We start from the raw sequence: 2,788 nt of genomic DNA, 5'->3' as shown, positions 1-2,788 counted from the left end.
CCGAGGTGTCGCCGGCGGCCGCGCCCGGCGTCGCGCCCGGGGTGCCGCCGCCCCCCGGCGCGACGCCGGGGGCGCGGCCCGCGAGCGAGGCGCGCAGCTCCTGGATGCGGCGCTGGCTCTGGCCGGTCAGCTCCTGCACCTGGATGAGCTGCTCGCGGATCGCGCGCAGGTCGTCCTTGGCGTCGCCTTGGAAGCCGGCGGCGCGCTGCGAGAGGGAGCGCAGCGAGTCCTGCGCCGCGCGGAGCTGCGCCGCCGCGGCGTCGGGCTGCCGGGCGCGCGCCGAGTCCGCGCGCGCCGCCTCGGCGCGCGCGGAAGCGATGTCCTGCTGCAGCACGCGCACGTCGGTGCGCGTGGCGAAGCAGGCGCCGGTCGCCGCCGGGAGGACGGCGACCAGAGCGAGGCGGGCGGCCCGGCGCACGGTCACTGCCCGCCCGTCGGCGCGGTGATGCGGTCGCCGCCCGCCGTCACCTCGAACTCGGCGCGCCGGTTGCGCGACCAGCAGCCCTCTTCCTCGTCGGCGCACGAGCCGCGCTCCTCGCCGAAGCTGACGATCTCCATGCGGTCGGCGGCGATCCCGCGCCCCGACAGCCAGTCCTTCACGGCCGACGCGCGGCGCTGGCCGAGGGCGAGGTTGTACTCGTCCGAGCCGCGGCTGTCGGTGTGGCCGGCGATGCGGATGCGGAGCCCGGCGTTCGCCGTGAGGATCGGGAGCTTGGCCTCGAGCACGGCGCGCGCGTCGTCGCGCAGGTCGGCCGCGTCGTAGTCGAAGTAGACCGGGGCGTTGAGCGTCGCGCGGGCCGACTCGAGCGCGGCGGCCTCGCGGCGGCGGCGCTCCTCCTCCTCGGCGCGGCGGCGGTTCTCGGCGTCGATCGAGTCCTGGTTCACGCGCGGCTGCGTCGTCGTCGTGGGCGTCTCGACCGGGGTCGGCGCCGGCGCCGGCTTCTTGCGGCAGGCGCCGAGCGAGAGCCCGGCGACGGTGGCGAGGACGACGGCGCGGGCGAGCTGGGAACGACGAGCGGTGGGCATGCGGGAGGTCTCCAGGGGATGGGCGGCGGGATGCATCAGGGGGTCGGGAGCCAGGGAGACCAGGATCCCATGCGCGCGCCGCCCGCCCCTCGGGTCAGCTGGCGCGCGCGCCGGGTCTCCGCGTCGATGACGAACAGCTGCTGCGTTCCGGTACGCGTGGTGGCGACCACCAGGTGCCGCGAGTCGGGGGCCCACGCGGGCGCCTCGTTGCGCCCCTCCGACGTGAGCTGCTTCACCCCCCGGTCCCGCAGCGAGATGGTCATCACCTGGAACACCCCGCCGATGAGCGACTGGAACGCCACCAGGCGCCCGTCCGGCGACCAGTCCGGGTCGGACCGGTAGCTCTGCTCGCCGTACGTGAACTGCGTCAGCGCCTCGGCGTTGGTCCCGTCGGCGTCGGTAATATACACCTCCGGGTGCCCGAGGCGGCCCGTGGTGAACGCGATCCGCCGCCCGTCGGGGCTGAAGCTCGGCGACATATTGTCGGTGCCGCGCCCGACCGTGATGCGCCGCGGGCTCCCCCCCGCGAACGGGACCGCGAACAGGTCGACCCCCCGCTCCTGTCCGCTCGCGTAGACGACCGTCTCCCCGTCGGGGGACACCGCGGGCGTGATGTTCGTGACGCCCCCCTGCGCGATCACGCGCGCGCCGCCCGACAGCTCGCGCGCCACGATCTGCTGGTTCCCGCGGTCGGTCAGCACGCTGTGCACCACCGCCCGCCCGCTCGGGTGCCACGCGGGCGACAGCGCCCCGCGGTCGGTCACCGCGCGCAGGTTCTCCCCGTCGCTGTCGACCACCCACACGCGCCGGTCGCGCACGAACGCGATGCGCGACGCCGCGATCCCGCGCACGCCGGTGAGCCACCGCTCCACCTCGTCGGCCGCGACGTGCACCGCGTGGCGCCACTGCGCCGAGTTGGCCGCGCCCGGGAGCGCGAAGTCGCGCACCGCCAGCACCGCCTGCCGCTCGACGTCCTGCACGGCGAGGTGCAGCGCGCCCGTCGCGGTGATCGACCCCTGCACCACGGCCTGCGCCTGCAGCCGCTTGGCGAGCGCGTAGTTGAACGTGGTGCCGCCGGCGGCCAGCGCGTCGCCGCCGCGGACGATCGTCACCCGGTCGCCGAAGTCCCAGTCGCGCTCGAGGATCGCGCGGATCGAGTCGCCGTTGGCGCCCCGCACCGGCAGCACGATGACCCCGGGGCGCGTGCCGGCGGCGTAGGTGAGGCGGACGCTGACGCCGCCGGTGGTGTCCTGCGCCGCGAGCGGCGCGGCCAGGGCGGCGAGCGCCGCGAACGCGAGGGACTGGAGTCGCACGGGAGTCGGGAAGCGCGCGTCAGCGGAGGACGCGCGGGTCGAAGCTGAAGGTCACCGGCAGGACGTCGTCGCGGAACGCCTCGGGGAGCGGACCGAACGCCTTCGCGGCCCCCACCGACTCGATCGCGCCCTGCGCCTCGAGGTCGAAGGCGTAGCTCCCCGACTTGCGCACGACGCGCACCCCCGACACGGAGCCGTCGCGGTGGATCAGGAACGCCACGTCGGCCTGCAGCGCCGCGTCCCGGTTGGGCGGCGCGAAGCGCAGCGCCACCTGGCGGACGATGTTCTGCAGGTACCCGGGGTACGGGAATTCGAGCCCGCGCACGTTGACGTTCGCGACGTCCGTGCCGCGGCCGCCTTCCGCGCCGCCGCCGGCGTGCGGAGGCGTCGCCGGCGTCGCACCCTTCGGCAAGTCGGATCGTAGCCATGTCGTTCTGTGAGCCAAGGAG

General features: G+C 75.8%; 3 protein-coding genes and 1 pseudogene. All 4 read right to left on the bottom strand.

Annotated features, from left to right (window positions below; all coding sequences use genetic code 11):
* Nucleotides 1–424, bottom strand: a pseudogene (locus tag PYV61_RS23570) (hypothetical protein); the annotation flags it as partial.
* Nucleotides 421–1,026 (bottom strand): OmpA family protein, encoded by a 606-nt coding sequence (locus PYV61_RS23565; protein WP_275836308.1) that lies wholly within the window; start codon nucleotides 1,024–1,026, stop codon nucleotides 421–423. The pseudogene PYV61_RS23570 and the gene PYV61_RS23565, both read right to left, overlap by 4 nt.
* Before the next feature lie 35 nt (nucleotides 1,027–1,061).
* Nucleotides 1,062–2,339, bottom strand: coding sequence for a hypothetical protein (locus tag PYV61_RS23560; protein ID WP_275836306.1), 1,278 nt, complete (start codon nucleotides 2,337–2,339; stop codon nucleotides 1,062–1,064).
* Between the two features lie 19 nt (nucleotides 2,340–2,358).
* Nucleotides 2,359–2,788: TonB C-terminal domain-containing protein (locus PYV61_RS23555; RefSeq protein ID WP_275836304.1), on the bottom strand; the 430-nt coding region annotated here is incomplete at its 5' end.

It is taken from the genome of Roseisolibacter sp. H3M3-2 (assembly GCF_029211165.1).
Lineage (GTDB): Bacteria > Gemmatimonadota > Gemmatimonadetes > Gemmatimonadales > Gemmatimonadaceae > Roseisolibacter.
This window is presented reverse-complemented; position numbering and strand designations above follow the sequence as displayed.